The 15,017-nt window shown below is 47.4% G+C and carries 18 protein-coding genes; 5 read left to right on the forward strand and 13 right to left on the reverse strand.

The window, feature by feature from the left end:
* Positions 1-117: 117 nt before the first annotated feature.
* The 3 genes from tmk to ACYQ2N_RS21860 all read right to left on the reverse strand — a co-directional run bounded on the left by tmk (position 118) and on the right by ACYQ2N_RS21860 (position 2,531).
* The gene (tmk, locus tag ACYQ2N_RS21850) at positions 118-765 is read right to left on the reverse strand and encodes a dTMP kinase (protein ID WP_460001549.1); all 648 of its coding nucleotides are present in this window, start codon (positions 763-765) and stop codon (positions 118-120) included.
* Between the two features lie 315 nt (positions 766-1,080).
* Positions 1,081-1,875, reverse strand: a complete 795-nt coding sequence (spo0A, locus tag ACYQ2N_RS21855; protein ID WP_460001550.1) for a sporulation transcription factor Spo0A — start codon at positions 1,873-1,875, stop codon at positions 1,081-1,083.
* A gap of 440 nt (positions 1,876-2,315) precedes the next feature.
* Positions 2,316-2,531: a hypothetical protein gene (locus ACYQ2N_RS21860; RefSeq protein WP_460001551.1), complete on the reverse strand. Its 216-nt coding sequence runs from the start codon at positions 2,529-2,531 to the stop codon at positions 2,316-2,318.
* Between the two features lie 194 nt (positions 2,532-2,725).
* Here ACYQ2N_RS21860 and ACYQ2N_RS21865 point away from each other — a divergent pair, with 194 nt between their 5' ends.
* Positions 2,726-2,920 (forward strand): ferredoxin, encoded by a 195-nt coding sequence (locus ACYQ2N_RS21865; protein WP_460001552.1) that lies wholly within the window; start codon positions 2,726-2,728, stop codon positions 2,918-2,920.
* Positions 2,921-3,016: 96 nt separating this feature from the next.
* On the opposite strand, the gene ACYQ2N_RS21870 is transcribed toward ACYQ2N_RS21865, so the two are convergent.
* The 8 genes from ACYQ2N_RS21870 to ACYQ2N_RS21905 all read right to left on the reverse strand — a co-directional run bounded on the left by ACYQ2N_RS21870 (position 3,017) and on the right by ACYQ2N_RS21905 (position 9,643).
* Positions 3,017-3,898 carry a DUF1858 domain-containing protein gene (locus ACYQ2N_RS21870; protein ID WP_460001553.1) on the reverse strand — a complete coding sequence of 294 codons (882 nt, stop codon included), beginning with the start codon at positions 3,896-3,898 and terminating at the stop codon, positions 3,017-3,019.
* 66 nt (positions 3,899-3,964) lie between these two features.
* Entirely contained in the window at positions 3,965-4,102 is a 138-nt protein-coding gene (locus ACYQ2N_RS21875; protein ID WP_460001554.1) for a hypothetical protein, read from the reverse strand.
* Positions 4,103-4,312: 210 nt separating this feature from the next.
* Positions 4,313-4,450, reverse strand: a complete 138-nt coding sequence (locus tag ACYQ2N_RS21880) for a hypothetical protein (protein WP_460001555.1) — start codon at positions 4,448-4,450, stop codon at positions 4,313-4,315.
* Positions 4,428-4,895 (reverse strand): hypothetical protein, encoded by a 468-nt coding sequence (locus ACYQ2N_RS21885; RefSeq protein ID WP_460001556.1) that lies wholly within the window; start codon positions 4,893-4,895, stop codon positions 4,428-4,430. The genes ACYQ2N_RS21880 and ACYQ2N_RS21885 overlap by 23 nt, the downstream gene beginning before the upstream one ends.
* 205 nt (positions 4,896-5,100) lie before the next feature.
* Complete coding sequence (locus tag ACYQ2N_RS21890) at positions 5,101-5,451, reverse strand: recombinase (protein ID WP_460001557.1); 351 nt, start codon at positions 5,449-5,451, stop codon at positions 5,101-5,103.
* 217 nt (positions 5,452-5,668) lie between these two features.
* The gene (gene pssA, locus ACYQ2N_RS21895; protein WP_460001558.1) at positions 5,669-6,193 is read right to left on the reverse strand and encodes a CDP-diacylglycerol--serine O-phosphatidyltransferase; all 525 of its coding nucleotides are present in this window, start codon (positions 6,191-6,193) and stop codon (positions 5,669-5,671) included.
* A complete protein-coding gene (locus ACYQ2N_RS21900) occupies positions 6,174-6,824 on the reverse strand; it encodes a phosphatidylserine decarboxylase family protein (RefSeq protein WP_460001559.1) in 651 nt (216 codons plus the stop codon). Before ACYQ2N_RS21900 ends, pssA begins: the two co-directional genes overlap by 20 nt.
* 53 nt (positions 6,825-6,877) lie before the next feature.
* On the reverse strand, positions 6,878-9,643 hold the full coding sequence (locus ACYQ2N_RS21905) for a helicase C-terminal domain-containing protein (protein ID WP_460001560.1): 2,766 nt from the start codon (positions 9,641-9,643) through the stop codon (positions 6,878-6,880).
* A 183-nt stretch (positions 9,644-9,826) separates the two neighbouring features.
* On the opposite strand from ACYQ2N_RS21905, the gene ACYQ2N_RS21910 reads away from it, so the two are divergent.
* From ACYQ2N_RS21910 to ACYQ2N_RS21925, 4 genes are all read left to right on the forward strand, one after another.
* Positions 9,827-10,285: a hypothetical protein gene (locus tag ACYQ2N_RS21910; protein WP_460001561.1), complete on the forward strand. Its 459-nt coding sequence runs from the start codon at positions 9,827-9,829 to the stop codon at positions 10,283-10,285.
* Between the two features lie 24 nt (positions 10,286-10,309).
* On the forward strand, positions 10,310-12,412 hold the full coding sequence (gene pabB / locus ACYQ2N_RS21915) for an aminodeoxychorismate synthase component I (protein ID WP_460001562.1): 2,103 nt from the start codon (positions 10,310-10,312) through the stop codon (positions 12,410-12,412).
* The gene (locus ACYQ2N_RS21920; RefSeq protein WP_460001563.1) at positions 12,405-13,205 is read left to right on the forward strand and encodes an aminotransferase class IV; all 801 of its coding nucleotides are present in this window, start codon (positions 12,405-12,407) and stop codon (positions 13,203-13,205) included. The genes pabB and ACYQ2N_RS21920 overlap by 8 nt, the downstream gene beginning before the upstream one ends.
* A 254-nt stretch (positions 13,206-13,459) precedes the next feature.
* Positions 13,460-13,774 (forward strand): hypothetical protein, encoded by a 315-nt coding sequence (locus ACYQ2N_RS21925; protein WP_460001564.1) that lies wholly within the window; start codon positions 13,460-13,462, stop codon positions 13,772-13,774.
* A 109-nt stretch (positions 13,775-13,883) separates the two neighbouring features.
* On the opposite strand, the gene ACYQ2N_RS21930 is transcribed toward ACYQ2N_RS21925, so the two are convergent.
* Complete coding sequence (locus ACYQ2N_RS21930; protein WP_460001565.1) at positions 13,884-14,321, reverse strand: DUF2383 domain-containing protein; 438 nt, start codon at positions 14,319-14,321, stop codon at positions 13,884-13,886.
* A gap of 60 nt (positions 14,322-14,381) precedes the next feature.
* Complete coding sequence (locus ACYQ2N_RS21935; RefSeq protein ID WP_460001566.1) at positions 14,382-15,005, reverse strand: DUF2103 domain-containing protein; 624 nt, start codon at positions 15,003-15,005, stop codon at positions 14,382-14,384.
* Positions 15,006-15,017: the final 12 nt, after the last annotated feature.

The following is a 15,017-nucleotide window of genomic DNA, read 5'->3' on the forward strand; positions in this document are numbered from 1 at the left end:
GGACATATGTTCAATATTGGGCAGGCTAAAGCACATTAATGTCATTCCTGGTATAGATGGGGATAATCAGGAAAATATCACTTGTCTATCATAAAGGAAACTTGCTTCAGGTGGAGTTTACCTCCATCTGAAGTTTAGTTGAACTTTTGACAAGACCTCTGAGGTAACTATTTCCAGTGACCTATTGCCATCGATTTGAAGAATATTCTGCCCCTTCCCCTGTAGTTCCTGAACAAGATAGCCATAATTCTTTAATACTTCTTGCAGAATACTCTCGCGTTCAAATAAATCCACCTGAAACCGCTTGTCCGCAATGCGCTTTAATGTAATTTCAGGATCAACCCTGATAAAAATGGTTAGATCAGGCACGATCGCTTCAGCGTTAATTTGCTGAAGCCATTCAAGGGGGAGACTCCGTCCCTGATAGGCTAAAGAAGAAAGAAGATAACGATCACAAATTACGTGATGCCCTTCCTCTAACGCCGGAATTATACTGTGAGTGAGGTGGTCTACCCGGTCAGCAGCAAACAGGAGAGCCAGAGTTTCAGCTCTCAGACCTTGTACTCGACCGCATAAGGCCTGACGGATCAGAACTCCGACCGGTCCTGCACTGGGTTCTTTGGTAAGCAGCACTTTGCTGCCGGTTTCCTGTTCGAGCCAAGCATGGAGGCGGTCGGCCTGCGTACTTAAACCCGAACCGTCAACCCCTTCCAGTACAATAAATTTTCCTTTCCCTTGCCTATCCCGAATATTTTCTGCGAGCACCGTATTATCCACTCCTCATATCCAATATTTAATCCATTTTAGAATCATACTACTATGTTCCCTCGTACGACAGAGGCGAACAACGATATCTTCTTATTTTAAACTGTTTCCGTATTCCCTGCCAGGACAAAGACGCCGAAAATTAACCGCGCGCTCTAATGCACGGTCTTTTATCTAGCACGGAGTGCTAAAAAAACAGCCCCCCTCCGGGTTAGGGATGAGGAGCCATCATAATTATCAGGAAATTCATGAGCAGCAGGATCGTGCTCAAGCCTAGGTTTCTTTCATCGGAGGGAACTATCCGCTAAAAGTGAGTTAGCTTACTTTGCTCATTACCCGCAGCTTATCTGCAAGCAAAGCCACAAACTCAGAATTGGTCGGTTTTTGTCGTTCAATATTCATCGAATACCCAAAAATTCGTTTTAATGTTTCCGTATGGCCTCTTTCCCAAGCAAGTTCAATCGCATGCCTGATTCCCCGCTCTACCCGGCTGGGGGCAGTGTCATATTTTTTGGCAATTGCGGGGTAGAGTTCTTTGGTAACTGCACCCAGGAGGGAAACATCTTCAACCACCATCAGGATTGCATCACGTATGTATTGATACCCTTTGACATGTGCCGGAATTCCAATCTGATGCATCATGGAAGTTACTTCCGCCCCTAAGTTGACTGTGTTCCCTACCGTAGTAACCGGAGCTGGAGAAGATGTAAAAGTACCTACAGGCATTGCGTTTTCTTGCGTGAGTGCCCTGATTCTCTTACTCAAAATCTCTAAGTCGAATGGTTTAAGGATAAAATAATCCACACCTAGCAACATAGCCTGATGAGTTAATGACTCTTGCCCAAAAGCAGTTAGCATAATTACTTTTGGCCTTGGTGAGGTTGTACGGGATCCGATCCTTTCTAATACTCCTAAGCCGTCTAAGCTGGGCATTACCAAATCAATTATTACTAAATCCGGATCGTGTGTCTGAATTAAATCCCAAGCCTCAACCCCGTTGTAGGCCAGCCCAATTACTTGCAGATCATCCTGACTTTGCAGGTAATCCTGAAGCATTTGGCATAAACTCCGGTTGTCATCCGCGACAACGATTTTGATTTTCTTTCCCATTCTGCCATCATCCCGCCTTAAGTGTTTTTACCGGACGGCGAAACTTTATTTAAGCTATTTTTTTCTCATTCCGACCGATGATCATATTATACGTTAGCCTCTATGTCGAAATCGTAAAAAATTAGGTAACGAAAAATAACAGTCCATTCGGTAGTTTACGCCAATCAATAGGCTTCATGGATAATACTGGTAAATATTTAGTGCGCAAATTCCGCTTTTTTTCACAAGCTAGTTTCTTTTAATCCGAAAGAAGGCGAATTCGGGAGAGGAGAATCAGGCTTTAGCAAAACATAGCCTGCAATCGCGATTAAACAATTATTGAAGTAACCCTGCATGATTTTTAACCTTTCCTCTTCGCTTAGTTCGAAATAGGGAGAGCTCTTACCGTTAATAATTATCAAACTTCCTGACCGCATGACCTGCCGCCACAACTGCTGCCTTCATAATCCTTCCTCGGGAAAACCCAAGATACTTTCCCATTTTAATTCCAACCCTGAATTTAAGGTCATGCTTTGGCTATCTCTGTTAATTGTCGCAATTATACCCTCTGCCAGCGTGGGAGGATTACCCGCAATTAGCAAACTGGCAGGTTCATTGCTGGCGACACACTTATTGAGGTAATTTTCGAGTTGGCGCTGGTCATAGTTTTGTTCCATCTTTCTTCCCACCTGATAGATAAATTATGGTCCTCGTTTAGAACAGCCCAGTTGTAAATCTTATTGAGGTTAGCGAGGTCGTCATTTTCGCCAGCCGTATGCACATGTCTGGCAAAACCACACTCCTATCTAAGTGTATATCCCAGCCTGAACGGGAAAAAATACTAATCAGCTAACTAAAAGGAGGTTCTATAATGATTGCTGCAGTTGATAAGAATACCTGCATAGGCTGTGGGGCCTGCCCGTCAATTTGTCCCGAGGTATTTCAAATGGACGATGATGGCTTAGCGGCAGCTTATGTCAACCCTGTGCCCTCAGAAGTTGAAGAATCAGCCAATGAAGCTGCTGAAAGTTGTCCGGTAAGTGCAATTCACGTCAGTGATAATTAGTATCCGGTGAACAAGTCCCTTCATTAGCCGGTAATCTACTTAGTGAAAAGCGGATGGAGTGCCATCCGCTTTCCCTGTTTTCCTGCTTAATCACTGTTATGCTATAACCTGTGCTACCACTGAATGTAGCTCCTCTTTGCCAATCCGGTCCAAGAGGCGGCCAAGCCGCTCCTGGGGTTTGGCCTTTTCCTTATAATAGTGGATTACAGCTTCGACTGCCGACAATATTTGCTCCCGCTGCAAGTTTTCGATAAGGAGCTCGGCAATTCGGGGCTTGACTCCGCCATTTCCTCCGACATAAAGGTGATACCCTTTGCTTGTGCCCATCAGGCCCAAATCGACGGTCGCAGCATCTGTGCACTTGTTCGGGCAGCCGGCCACCGCGATCTTGAATTTGGAAGGAAGGGACATCCCGTGGTAGTTTTTGTCAAGTTGCAGCCCGAGTTCCAGGGTTTCCTGCAAGCCGCGCTTACAGAAAGTACTGCCCGGACATACCTTAATACTGCGTACACACAACCCGACTGCGTGTCCGGGATCCATGCCCAAGTCCTCCCAGGCCTTGGGGACGTCTGCCGGGTCGAGCCCTACGATCGCTATCCGCTGCGCGGTAGTAACCTTTATTGCCGCAGCTTTATATTTTTCCGCGACATCAGCAATTTTCCGCAGAATTTCCGGAGTTGCTACCCCTGCAGGAATGTGAGGAGCTATGGCATAAGTCTTTTTATCCATTTGGAGAATCGCACCTGGTGGCTGAGCATTAGCGGCTGCCTCCGGAGACATTTCCCCTTGCTCGACTGAATTAACTTTTGCTAAAAGGTCATTGGCATCAAGTCCGTGCATCTGAGCAGCATTGGCCAAAGTCTCATTAACTGAAAAAGGGCAGCCCAAACAGTGTAAGCCCATTTCTTGCATAGCATCTACTGTCTTAGGGTTTGTTGCCATAATATCCTTAAGTTTCATATCAAGTGTGAAACTCATGTCATCACCTATCCGCATACAAATTCCTTAACTATTGAACTTTATTGTAATTATCCTAAGCCGTTGTTAACCGTGAATGAGCATTGGCAAACAATGGGTGCACACGTGTTTCTCTTCTCCCTGAAATATATAAGTAATAACGGGGGTAAGTTCACTGCTGGTTCCACAATGTTCGCATTCTTGCTCTAAATGTTCCTGCGCCATGATAAATTCCTCCTTTCTCTGACACCAAGTCTATCATATAAAAACGCCCACTAGTGTGATTTTGCGCACATCTCGCCAACAGTTTTTACCTTTTAGCGCAAATATATTCCCAAAAACTTCATCACGCCACAGGATGCAAAAGGAGTTAACTTGCCAAAAATAAAGAATAAATAAAAGCCGCTTCACAAGTTGCAAGCGGCTTAACGAACTCTACCTAAAATAAAAATAGAAGCATGTTCCTACCAACAGATAGAACAAACCCGCATACAAGCGCAACGGCAAGCGGTTAGCCGTTGATTCATCCTTTCCTGGCAACGGGTCAAGGCTAAGTCCTAAGAAACTCTCCATAATTGTTCCCCCCAACCAAGGAGAGTCCGTCAGTTCTGTGCATCTGGATAATTCGCCAGCTCTCATTCGTTTTCTGCAAAGCGAAGTGGAAGGTTACCGGATTTAGAGAGTTCCAGTAAACACGGGTTACAATTTTTTGAGGATCGTCCGTCGAGACAAACTCCAATCTCTGGACTGACAAAAAAGGATCTGTGGTTAGATGTTCCTGCCAGTTCCGGAACTCAGTCAAAGCTTGGTCTGAGTTTTCCGCGAACAAATTCTGGGCCAGGTCGAGCTGCCGCGCATCCATTAGGTTCCAGAAATGCTGTACTGTGGTACGGGCTGAATCATTGTACCCTGGGTCAGCTAAGGTAGTCCAGACGACCTGAGGGCTTTCCCAAGCCATCATCTCTAAAAACGCAATGAGAATTAATCCTATGACCCAAACATAACGGCTGTGGCGCATGATTTCCCTCCTGATTTTCATGTCTTCTGACACTTGTCCTTACTTAATTGTAGGAGGGAAACCCCAAATTAATGACACTATCCAAAAACTTTTCTTAAAACATTAAGTATAAATTCTGGTAAGCGAACGTAATAGATCTTCATCTCAAGCACCCCCTTTAAGTCCTTACACAGCTATTTTATGCTGACCCCTTTACGAATGTCCGTTAAGTTAAATGGTAATTGTTAACTGCTTCTTCAAGCTGGGCCACGAGACGACGCTCTTCCTCAGTACTGGCAGTCAGGTAAAGCCGACCAATGATCGAAGTAATTATGCGCAAGACATCTTCGAGAACTAATTTCTCCTTCATGGCTAATTGGCCGCTCGTCTCAATCATAGCAATTCCGAATTGGTGTCCAACTCCGTCTTGCATCATTTTGGTACAAGTCTTACCGAGCAACCTCATCACTAGGGATGCTTCCTGCACGTCTAACTGGCGGATAGCATCAATGGTCGTAGTCAAGCCCTGAACCATACGAACTCCAACATTAGCCCAGTTAACTTGTTGGTTATCCATTTCCTTCCCCCCATGCACATGTTTGTGCCTTACTATATGCCACGAGACACGCAGGGGTTACTCTTTTGCTGATCTCAAACCTTGCATAGCGCTTTACATAAAGAAAAAAGTCCCCTTGTAGTGCGTTTTATGAACGCTTTGGGACTTTTTCCAGGGCAATCTACGTAAAATTAGAGTATTTTAGCCCATTAACTTACTTCTTAACTTACTTCTTAACTTACTTCCCCAGCTTAGGCACATGAATAGAAGAAACCATCAGACCGGAAAGAATCACCATACTAACAGGATAAACAATCCAAGGCACTGTACTATGAAATAAGATTAACAACGCTGTGAAGCCCCCGGCAAAAGTAATCGGCACTCCTAGAAAATGAGTGGTAATATGTAAGACATTGAAGCGGGCCAGCCTGATCGCGCCGCAAACTGCAAACGAAACCGCTATGACCAGACCCCACCCACCCAAGTCCTGCAAGAACAAGCGATAAGTCAGGATAGCTGGAGCAACCCCAAAAGAGACCAAATCACTCAAAGAGTCAAGTTCTTTACCAAAATCCGAACTGACGGCAAGCTTACGCGCGACTTTGCCGTCCAGGCTGTCCATGAGCACTGCCAAGAGCACCATACCGGCTGCAAGCTTGAACTTTCCATCTAAAGTCCACACTAATGATAAAAAGCCAAAAACCAAATTCGCCAGAGTAAAAATGTTCGGGATCATTTGGGCATTAATTGGTTTCTCGTACATTTTCTTTCACCAACCCCATCACTGTTACTCCCCCAACCACTTTTTCTCCGGGCTTTACTGCCACTTCCACATGCGGCGGCAGGAAAAGTTCTGTACATGAACCAAATTTTATAAGGCCGAAGCGCTCTCCCCGCTCCACTTGATCTCCAGTCTTAACCCAGCAAACAATGCGGCGGGCTACAAACCCTGTTACCTGGGTGACCAAAATCCGCAACTGTGAGTTTTCAATTCCAACAAAGTTTTTTTCATTGACTTCGGAAGCATGGCTCTTAAAAGCTGGCAGCATCTGCCCAGGGCGGTAATCCCGGTAGACTACGGTTCCGGACATTGGGACGCGGTTAATATGAACATTAAATAAGCTCAGAAAAATTCGGATCCTAATGCTTTCACCCTGGAGAAAACGGTCTTCAAGCACCCTTTCAATGTCCATCACCACACCATCGGCAGGGGACACCAAAACTGTCTCATCCGTCGGAATCCGGCGCTCCGGATTCCGAAAAAAATAAATTACAAATAAAAATAAAACAGCAGGAACTAATGCGAGCCATGGCCAAATCAAGTACGTGATTCCGGACAAAACAGCTAAAACCGTTACATAAGGCCAGCTGTCACGAGCAATAGGAAATTTCACCTGGCACAGACCCCCTCATACTAATTGTATCTAGTTTACCATCTTTAACGTATTTAGAAAAGCACTGCATTTTCCAGGGAATTGCTGAGCCAGGACTCAACCCCGGCCAAGACTTGCCTTCTCTCCGCGCGCACGTGCTTGCGCAGTGGCAGAGAGGACAGGAAAACCGCGCCATAACTTTTCTGAATTACCCGGGAATCGAGCAGGATAACAATCCCCCGGTCACCTTTAGAACGGATCAGCCGCCCAAACCCCTGTTTAAACCGGATGACTGCCTCAGGCAAGAGAAAATCCCGAAAAGGATTGAGCCCGCGAGAATTCAGGAGTTCGGACCGGGCCTGTATCAGCGGCAACGTCGGCGGCCAAAATGGCAGCTTAACTATAATTACACAGGAAAGAGATTCTCCCGGAATATCAATTCCTTCCCAAAAACTGCTTGCTCCCAGGAGCACACTTTGCGGATTCGACAAAAATTGTTCTAAAACTGATTTGCGCCCGCCGTCAATTCCCTGTCCTAGCACTTCCAAACCGGTGTGCCGCAGACATTCAACCAAGAACCCGTGCGTTTCCCGCAAAAAACTGTGGGAAGTAAAGAGCACCATGGTTCTTCCTCTCATAAGCTCGGCCACCCCCGCAATAAAATTGGCTGCCTGTGCCGCCTCCTGTAGCAGATCATTAACAACAAAAAACCTCATTTGCCGCTCATAATCAAAGGGGGACTCTACTTTCAGCGCATTTGTTGTTAAAGGCAAGCCGACTTCGCGCAAGAAATGGTGAAAAGCACCCGCTATACTGATCGTAGCAGAAGTCAGGACAGACGCTTCCAGGCGGGCAAATATTCTTTCAGCAAGAATCCCGGCAACTTCGACAGGGGATGACTTTAAGCTAAGGGTTGGGAAACTTTCCAACCAATTTACTCTTTCCGGAGACTCTTCCTCAAAAATCAGAGACAAAACCTCTATAAACTCTTCTAGGTGTGAAGAATACATACTTAATTCATAAAGATTCTCTTCCAGCAAATCCTCATCTTGCCTAGCAATTAAGGATGATATTACCTTCAGTTTCGCGTCTACTGCCTGCAGCCTCTGACGCAGGTTTTCCGCTTGTACAGCAAATATTCCCCACCAGCCCTCGCTGCGATGCCAAGCTGTCAAACGCAAGGTCTGTTCTTTCCCTACAATCCCCCCCAAAAATTCGAACAATTCCTGCGCCTGTACGAGCACTCCTTGGCAGAGATCCGGGATTTCCGCTGTTTCCGTGCCAAATCGAATCCAGTCAAACTCCGGGAGGATTTCTTCCAGCTTGTGCAAGCGGTTCTTTAATTGCGCTAAAAAGCCCCCTCCGCCTTGCCGGAAAATCTTTTCCATTATAAGTTTAATCTGTTCGAGGCTTATCCTTGCAGCCAGCTGTTCCAGCGCTACTTCGTGAAAATGATGCGCCTCATCCACTACCAGATACCTATATTCCGGTATCACCTTATAATCTGCCCGCATGTCTGAAAAGAGCAAGGAATGGTTGACTACGATAACATCCGCTTCTTCAGCTTGCTTACGGGCGCGCAGTAAAAAGCACACTCCCGCATAGCGGCATTTCTTTGGATAACACCCTTCCGTATCAGCGCAGATACGAGGCCAGATTTTGTCAATGCCCCGGAACCGGGCCAGCTCCTGCACATCCCCGCTCCCAGTTTGCCGCAGCCAGGTCAGTATACTTAAAGACGCCAGCCTTTCTTCAGGGAGGAATTCAGGTGCAGCTCCCAGGTGCTCTGTCCACTTTTTGAGACAGAGGTAATTTCCCCTGCCCTTAAGGAGGGAGGTGTGAAAGGAAAAAGGGAGCGCTTGCTCCAACAGGGGCAAATCTTTTGTATACAGTTGTTCCTGCAAGGGGATAGTGTGAGTAGCTACAACTACTTTTTTCCCAGTCTTCTTTGCCCACCACAAGGAGGGAATAAGATAAGCCAAAGATTTTCCTGTTCCCGTTCCAGCCTCGATCACGGCATGGCTGGGAGCAGAAAGGGCAGATGTCACGGCCTCGGCCATCTTAACCTGGCCGCTTCTGCTTTCATATCCGGCCAAGCTTTGTTCGAGAATTCCTCCGGGCGTAAAACAGTTTATCACCCATTCTCTGTCCGCAGAAACTCTTGATTTAGGCTTGTTATCAGGCCAGGCATGGGACTCAGCCAAAATCAGGCCGGTACGTATCGGACGGTCGGGAAAGGTACGGGCAATGTGTTTGTGCAAAGCCTGCACAAAACTGCGTCCTTCCCACCCGCTTAAGAGCGGTGCGGCCTGGTCATAAAAGCTCTGATCCAGCTGCACTCCATGATTCCAGCATGCTTGCAACAGTTTCCAGGTAGCCCAGGCATCCATACCGGCCCGGTGCCAGCGCTCCTGCGCCGACCGGTTCAAACAAAGCTTCTCTACCAAGGTGCTTAAGCGGTGATTGGGCATGGAGGGAAAAAATATGCGCGCCAGTTCCAGGGTATCCCATACTCCCACTGCCGCATTGTGTCCGCATGCTCTTTCTAAAAAAGCCAAGTCAAAAGCTATATTATGTCCGGCAATCACTACACCCTGAAGAAAATCCAGGATCTCAGCCCGATGTTCTGTCAGAGGGGAAGCCAGGGCAAGTTCTGCCGCCGTGATCCCTGTAAGTTTAAGTATTTTAGGTGGAACTTCCTGCCGCGGACGCACGAGGAAATTAAGAGAGCTTACAGGCTCTCCCTCTTCAATCCGCCAAGCCGCAAATTCGATGATTTCATCCCGGTCAAAGTCTAATCCTGTTGTTTCAACATCTAAGACCACTATAGGCTCGCGCAAAAACTTCTCCCCTCTCCTGCAGTCATTGTACACATTTTGCCTCGGAGAATCAACGAGGGCAGGATTTTTGCAGAAGAGAGCGAATAGTAATATGGATTGGGTTAATAAACAATGGGAAAGAAGGTCTGCTCTTTGCCTCGGAAATTGCTGTTCCGGCCCAGATGGGTTTTATGGGGATTAACATTGTTTTTGTCTTTCCTGCTACTGACCGGATGTGCTGCTAAACCATATTTGACGAAAGACAATTCATATACTATCGTATTTAACTCGGCCGCAGGTACGAGTCAGGTTTACCCGCTTAAGCTCACTTGGAATTCCAATATGGCTGTGATGCAAAAACTTTTGCTCGAGTCCTCATTTGTCCTGGCTGATCTTTCCACTTCAACACCCACCGCCAAAGCTGAGGATAGTACCGTACTCAGGGCTGATTTTCCGGAAAGCAAACAAATGTTCTTAATGATCGACGACCAAGAAGTTAAGATGGACGTCAAATCCCTTGAAATCGAAGTTGATGGCCCCAGGCTCGGCCTGGTAACGATTAACGATACTTTGATTGTGCAAGGCATCCCCAATACCAACCTCAGTTCAGCTTTGAATGACCTCTTGGACATGCTTGCCAAAGCACAGCCTGATAAAGAATAGATCCTGCAACAAAGGAGCAGCTAAATGGTCTTTATTCTCGACAACTTCGACTCTTTTACCTTTAACCTCTACCAGTATTTCGGGGAACTGGGAGAAGATGTGGTTGTCAAGCGCCGCGATGAATGTAGCATTGCTTACATCACAGCCCTTAACCCGGAGTTGATTGTGATATCCCCCGGACCCTGCACTCCGAATGAGGCTTTACTTTCTTTAGAAGTAATCCGTATTTTCGGCGGGCACATCCCGATTTTGGGCGTATGCTTAGGGCACCAGGCCATTGGCCAGGTTTTCGGTGCCCAAGTCGTGCGGGCCCGCCTCCCTGTTCATGGCAAGATAGCCGCGGTTAAACATGATGGCCAGGGGGTATTCCAGGATCTACCCCATCCGCTTACGGTAACCCGTTATCATTCTTTGGTACTTGAACGTTCCAGCTTTCCCGCCGCCCTGGAGATCACTGCCGAAACAGACGAGGGCGAAATCATGGGCATTCGTCATCGCACTTTGCCGCTTGAGGGTGTGCAGTTCCATCCCGAAGCTATTCTGACTGCAGCCGGACACAAGCTGCTCCAGAACGCGCTGACGAACGCCCGCGCTTGGCTGCAGGCCCAAGCTCCTTCCCCGTGGAAGCTTGAAGCGTTGTCTCTTGCCCTTCCTCCCCGCGAGCTTTTTCACGCCCTGCATTCCACTCCCTATCCATTCTTTCTCGACAGCGGGGAAGACTACGGCGAGCTGGGGCGTTACTCCTTTCTCGGTGCTGATCCGTTCGTGATCGCCAGTGCTTACCCTGACCGCACGGAAATCAAGTGGCTCGTACGCGGACAGGAAGAGATATTCCCCGCCACCACAAACCAGAGCCTAGATATCTTGAACTCGCTCACAGCTAAGTTTCGCGCTCCTTCCCCACCGTTATTCCCGTTCGCCGGAGGGGCTGTAGGATATTTCAGCTATGATCTAAAAGATGAGCTGGAAGAACTTCCGCAGCGGGCACAGGACGACCTTGCCCTGCCGCTCTGGCGTTTCGGGTGGTATGACGGCATCCTGATCTATGATCACTTTGATAAGCTCTACCACCTTGCCGCTTGCGGCCTAACTGAGGAAGGGGAATGTTCAGAGTTCCTGGCGTATCAGCGCATAAGTAAACTAAAAGAAATTCTTCTTCCTTTTCTTCCTCTCGCAAAAAATATGTCCATTATACAAGAAAAATCCGCTGTGCCTCTAAGATTCATTGAACAGCAAGGTTCTAACAAACAAGAAATGTCCCCCGAGCCAGAGCAGGTGAAGGTACATCCACGGCCCATTGCCTTAAGTGTCAAGAAAAAACAATACTTGTCAGACCTTAAGCACGTGATCGAGTACATCTATGCGGGGGACATTTACCAGGCGAATCTGACCCAGCGCTTTTCCCTGCCTTTTGCGGGTGATCCCTGGCAGCTTTACCGCGATCTTCATGATTATAACCCAGCTCCGTTTGCAGCCTTTCTTCCCTACCCCGACTTTCAGATTCTGTCCAGCTCTCCTGAGCGCTTCATTAAAATTGAACCCGATGGGATAATCGAAACCCGCCCGATTAAAGGAACACGGCCGCGAGGAGGTTCAGACCGTGAAGACCGTGCACTGGCGGAAGAACTGTGGCACAGTCAGAAAGATCGGGCTGAACTTACCATGATCATTGACCTGGAGCGCAACGACCTTGGCCGCATTTCCCGTTTTGGGACGGTCCGGGTACCCGACCTAATTCGACTCGAAAAATATCCGACTGTCTGGCATCTCGTTTCCACTGTTACCGGCCAGCTTCAAAGCGAACTAACGCCGAAGGAGATTTTACACGCAATTTTCCCTGGTGGGTCTATTACAGGTGCGCCCAAAATCCGGGCCATGGAAATTATCGATGAGCTTGAGCCATTTAAACGCGGAATTTACACAGGAAGCATCGGGTACCTTGGTTTTGACGGAGCCTGGGATTTGAACATTGTTATCCGCACCATTATCCTCAAAGACGGACAGGCATACCTGCATGCGGGCGGGGGAATCGTCGCCGATTCTATCCCGGAACTGGAATATGAAGAGACTCTGAGCAAAGCGCAGGCACTCTTCAAAGTCCTGAAAGGAGTTCTGCCTCATGCCTGAAATCACACTCGCGTCCACCGACCGCCTTTTCTTGTTCGGGCATGGCCTGTTTGAAACCATGCTCATTACCCCCAAAGGCCCATCTTTTTTAGATTTACACTGGCAAAGGCTTGAAAACGGAGCCAAAATCCTAAGCCTTGACCTTCCTCCGTATGAAACAGTAGCTGGGGCGATATCCGACTCTGTGTGCAAACAGGGGAATTCACCCGTACCTTACGCCCTGCGTTTAACCCTGAGTGGGGGCTCGCCCGAGCACGGGGAACAGCCACGCCTGTTTACAGGCACGCGCGCGCTCCCTTATACCTCAGACCAGTACCTGAGCGGAATATCTCTCCAGCTGCTGCCATGGCGCAAAAATGAGTATTCTCCTTTAACTAAAACCAAAACAGTTAACTACTCAGAGAATTATTTGGGCAAAAAAGAAGCCCTCCGCCTGGGATGTGACGAAGGGCTTTGGCTTAACAGTAAAAGTTACTTAAGCGAAGGCACCATGAGCAATCTTTTCTTTATAAGGAATGGCGAACTCTTTACCCCTGACCTGAAGTGCGGCTGCCTTCCCGGAACCCGTAGGGAGATTGTCCTGCGCCTAGTTTCTACGCTTGGGCTTGCGCTCCATGAGGGAGAGTTTACCCTCGAAGAACTCCTTCAGGCTGAGGAAGTATTCATGACTAACGCCCTAATGGGTATTATGCCCGTACATCGCCTGAACTCCACTCTTTTTAAGGTTGCTGCCCCGGATGACCGGCGGAGCGTTACCCGAAAATTAGCACGCGCTTATCAAAGGTTGCTTTGATAGTACGATCCATAATTTATCTTTTCTATTATGTGCCAGGGATAAACAGCGCATACTTGGAACTCTCACCTGACGCATTGCATAATTTATGGTGCGAAGATATCTTTTTCAGGCTTTCCTGCCAGTAAAATAATTACATAAGCCCAACCGCGTATTTTCAAAGCAAAAGTTCAATTCGTTTTTTCCCTCATTTCATGCTATACTAGAAATAATGAAAAGACTTCCTCAAGGTTGGGCGCAAAAGGGGGATAGTGATGAAGCTAGTTTACATGCGGACAGATTTTCCAAGCGGTCGGTCACACATCCTAATGCGTGATGTCGAATCTCCTAATCCGGAATTAGTACATTTCGTTTTAGTTCTTACCAACAAAGGCACTATGTGGGTAGACGTTTTTTGGCCATATGATGAAGAATCTGAACGATACACCAGACGCATCTCAGAACAACAGTTTTGGCAAACTTTCCGGGATTGGCGGCTCGGCGGAGTAGTCCTGGGAGACAGTGGCAAAGTGGCTGAGATTTTGGCTCGGCGGCGCTTAGCCAAAAAGATACAGGAAAAGGATGCATAAAGCACTAGATTTAGAAAAGCACTAGGATGTAAAAAGCGGCTGAACAGCTGCTTTTTACATCCTAGTCTTATTTGCAAGCAGATAATGCTTAGACCAGATTGACGGGACTTTACTGCAGCAAATCTTCTTTAAGCCTCTCAAGCTGTTTAAGATGACTGCGCTCATCTTCGAAGATCCCTGCCATAATTTCTTGTTCAGAAGCACTTAGATTATGGCCTGACAATTCTTCGGCTTTGGCCAACCCCTGGTCCTCTCCGGAATAGAGAGTCTCCAGCATGGTGAGCGGTTCATTCTCCCGCATATGCTGCAGTTTAGTTTTCCAACGGGCCAAGGTCCCGCTAAGTCCCGTTCCTTCTCGGACATGTCCGCCGTTAGTCTGAATAAAATAGGCCAGGCGGGAAGCGTGTTTCTTATGGTCAGTCAAGATTGCAACCAAGTGGGTACGTAATGGGCTTGCAGGCAGACCGTCGATATAAGCCTGGTACTGTTCGATCGCAATATGCTCTCCCATGAGAATTTGATTGAGTGTTTCAAACGAGCTTTCCATAGTAGTTCTCCTCGCATCAGACTTTAATGTTAGTTTTACTCGTCTACTCCACTTTATGTACTAAATTTTTTTCTTCGATGAGAGATTTTTTTGCAAAGCCCGCAGCTTTTGCCGAGTAGTGGGCTTGAGCATTTCCCCCAGATTAGGAGAATCCAAATCCCCTAGAGTTAGGCCGTAATCGGTCACAGGCAAGTTATGTTTATCATCCAAATTCCAGCTTGAGTTATGCGAGCCTAATTTTTTTTGACTCCGACTCTTTCCTCCTGACTCTTTAGAAGCTTTGGCAATTTTCTTATCTGTAGTAAAACCTTTGGCACTGACAGCAGCCGATTCGCCCTCAGTGCCTAGTTTAGACTCTGATGTTTTTCTTGCCCTTGTCCCGGCATCTGGGCGAGGATCTTTAGGTCCGGGAGGAAAGTTGCTCTCTACCCATTCCCTAACCGCGGCAGGGTTCTTCGTAACTACAAATGCCTCCTGCACTGACCCATTGCTCTTGAGCAAAAGCTTACACCCGGTGTGGGTCTCGTATTTGTAAACCATCCCGCGCTCGGGCGAACGGCTTACTTCGATCACTCCCGGGATGATGTCTGTGACCTCCGGGTGCCGTCCCAGTTCCTCCAGCCAGAGCAAAGCATCCTCAATTATCCCGTGTTCGCGTTTTACTTTATTTTTTCGGTATTTCATACCATTCCCCAC

This window comes from Paradesulfitobacterium aromaticivorans (assembly GCF_054657415.1).

Excerpts from the sequence above, each read along its gene's own strand:
- spo0A (WP_460001550.1), bottom strand. The coding sequence starts at position 1,875 with ATGGGAAAGAAAATCAAAATCGTTGTCGCGGATGACAACCGGAGTTTA.
- ACYQ2N_RS21860 (WP_460001551.1), bottom strand. The coding sequence starts at position 2,531 with ATGGAACAAAACTATGACCAGCGCCAACTCGAAAATTACCTCAATAAG.
- ACYQ2N_RS21865 (WP_460001552.1), top strand. The coding sequence starts at position 2,726 with ATGATTGCTGCAGTTGATAAGAATACCTGCATAGGCTGTGGGGCCTGC.
- ACYQ2N_RS21870 (WP_460001553.1), bottom strand. The coding sequence starts at position 3,898 with ATGAGTTTCACACTTGATATGAAACTTAAGGATATTATGGCAACAAAC.
- ACYQ2N_RS21875 (WP_460001554.1), bottom strand. The coding sequence starts at position 4,102 with ATGGCGCAGGAACATTTAGAGCAAGAATGCGAACATTGTGGAACCAGC.
- ACYQ2N_RS21880 (WP_460001555.1), bottom strand. The coding sequence starts at position 4,450 with ATGGAGAGTTTCTTAGGACTTAGCCTTGACCCGTTGCCAGGAAAGGAT.
- ACYQ2N_RS21885 (WP_460001556.1), bottom strand. The coding sequence starts at position 4,895 with ATGCGCCACAGCCGTTATGTTTGGGTCATAGGATTAATTCTCATTGCG.
- ACYQ2N_RS21890 (WP_460001557.1), bottom strand. The coding sequence starts at position 5,451 with ATGGATAACCAACAAGTTAACTGGGCTAATGTTGGAGTTCGTATGGTT.
- pssA (WP_460001558.1), bottom strand. The coding sequence starts at position 6,193 with ATGTACGAGAAACCAATTAATGCCCAAATGATCCCGAACATTTTTACT.
- pabB (WP_460001562.1), top strand. The coding sequence starts at position 10,310 with ATGGTCTTTATTCTCGACAACTTCGACTCTTTTACCTTTAACCTCTAC.
- ACYQ2N_RS21920 (WP_460001563.1), top strand. The coding sequence starts at position 12,405 with ATGCCTGAAATCACACTCGCGTCCACCGACCGCCTTTTCTTGTTCGGG.
- ACYQ2N_RS21925 (WP_460001564.1), top strand. The coding sequence starts at position 13,460 with ATGAAGCTAGTTTACATGCGGACAGATTTTCCAAGCGGTCGGTCACAC.
- ACYQ2N_RS21930 (WP_460001565.1), bottom strand. The coding sequence starts at position 14,321 with ATGGAAAGCTCGTTTGAAACACTCAATCAAATTCTCATGGGAGAGCAT.
- ACYQ2N_RS21935 (WP_460001566.1), bottom strand. The coding sequence starts at position 15,005 with ATGAAATACCGAAAAAATAAAGTAAAACGCGAACACGGGATAATTGAG.